The sequence below is a fragment of the Herbaspirillum aquaticum genome (assembly GCF_002213425.1).
GTDB lineage: Bacteria > Pseudomonadota > Gammaproteobacteria > Burkholderiales > Burkholderiaceae_D > Herbaspirillum > Herbaspirillum aquaticum.
Genome location: NZ_NJGV01000052.1, coordinates 1 through 1,438, shown reverse-complemented (window position 1 = coordinate 1,438; position 1,438 = coordinate 1). Strand labels below are relative to the sequence as shown.

At 46.4% G+C, this 1,438-nt stretch carries 1 protein-coding gene; it reads right to left on the bottom strand.

All coding sequences use genetic code 11. From position 1 onward, the window contains the following. Positions 1 to 36: 36 nt before the first annotated feature. Positions 37 to 1,338 (bottom strand): hypothetical protein, encoded by a 1,302-nt coding sequence (locus CEJ45_RS24345; protein ID WP_088757555.1) that lies wholly within the window; start codon positions 1,336 to 1,338, stop codon positions 37 to 39. Between the last annotated feature and the right edge of the window lie 100 nt (positions 1,339 to 1,438).

Genomic DNA, 1,438 nt, shown 5'->3' with positions numbered 1-1,438 from the left:
CAGGATCAGGGCAGCGCTGTTCTGCTGCAAGTGAAGTCATGGATGCAGCTTAAATTCTGGCAAACGCTGTCTTGACGGATGGGTCCACTTTAGCGGAAACATCTGATTCAATTCATACATGATGTCTTCCAACAGCGCCTGCGGAAGCTTCTGACTGAAATACACGCAGTCATGCGCGAATAAAATCGGCTCATAACCGTGTTCCATAGCTCGTTCGCCAAAATGGGTTATTGCATGTGATTCCATGACTTGGTAAATCCACGCCAGCTTTTGGTTGGCCGTACGTTTTTTGTGAAACTCGCTGTTCGGATCAATAGCATCGTACTTGCGTCCCAAAAACTCGAAATCATCCGGGAACGATGCAGCAATGGTTTTCCTTACTGCATCCATGCATTCATAGATGTGGCGAAACTGTCTGTTCGCCATTAATACATCGTATTTCTCCTTGCCGAGTTTTCCGCGAATAGATGTGTAGGGGTTATCGGCTGTGCTGGCGCCAAAGCCTAAAGACGTGAAAATGTCTTTCATCCATTCATCTGAAATTTCGATATCCGAAGCAATTTTCTTGCGAATGTCACTGCGTTTTCGAATGTATTCCCCGATGGTCGCAATCTTGAGTTCTGGATTAATATTTTTCGCGAGACCAGTCATCAGTCCATAACTAGACGCTTTGAAGTCGTATTTGTGGCATCGGCCGAGTGCTGCGTTTCGGACTTCCTGCGAAATGCGTTGCAGGCTTAAGGCTCGTCCGTACATACGGCCACTATCGGTCTCCGTCCAATGTTCCGGCAGATAAAAGCTCCCTTCATCCTCAAATGCCAAATCTCGTAATCGTCTTGCGGTTAGCAAGTTGCGAAGAAGCTTTTGGCAATATTTTTCTGAAACGCCGTCTGCCCGCTCAAACGTGATCCGAGTTTTCTTTATGAAGCTCTCCAGGCTTGCAAGATTTGCTTTCAGGTGCACATTGGCTTCCGCATAAGTTTCACAAATGAGTTTCGGCATGGGAGCTGGAGCCAGATAAATGAGCTCTGACCATATCTCGTTCTGGTAAAGCGGATTCAATGACACTCTTGAATTCTTACCAACGTTGCCTCTAAAGTCGATCAGTACGAGTGAAGTGTTCCGATTCTTGTGCAGGAACTCGACTGTCCATTCATTTTTACCGTCAATACGTATGCGTCCGACGTTTTCTCGCATCTGTGTTATTGGCAAAGATAATTGGTCGTCTGCAAATCCAAAGTTCACAACGGAATACGCGATTTCAGAGAGCATCGCGTCAACATACTTATCAATACATTTCTGCGCCTGATACAACTTTAGCGATGGAGCTCGCGCCATAAGTTCTTTAAAGTGGACCCATCCGTCAAGACAGCGTTTGCCAGAATTTAAGCTGCATCCATGACTTCACTTGCAGCAGAACAGCGCTGCCCTGATCCTG